We start from the raw sequence: 218 nt of genomic DNA on the forward strand, positions 1-218 counted from the left end.
GGTGGGCCAGGTGGGGGTGAGGCCGTGGGTCCAGAGGGTGGCGAGGGAGGTGAGGAGTTGTTGGGTGTTGCCGTGGTCGCGGCGGAGGGTGGGGGTGGCGTGGGTGTTGGTTTCCTGGATGGCGGTGGTGAGGACGGGGTGGGGGCTGGTTTCGAGGTAGAGGGTGTGGCCGTCGGTGTGGAGGGTGTGGAGGGTGTCGTGGAAGCGGACGGGTTGGC

The 218-nt window shown here is 69.3% G+C and carries 1 pseudogene; it reads right to left on the reverse strand.

The features are described 5' to 3' along the window. A pseudogene (locus NP777_RS47505) lies at positions 1-218 on the reverse strand (polyketide synthase); the annotation flags it as partial.

Origin of the sequence: Streptomyces rugosispiralis, from assembly GCF_024505145.1 — a bacterium.
GTDB classification, from domain to species: Bacteria; Actinomycetota; Actinomycetes; order Streptomycetales; family Streptomycetaceae; genus Streptomyces; species Streptomyces rugosispiralis.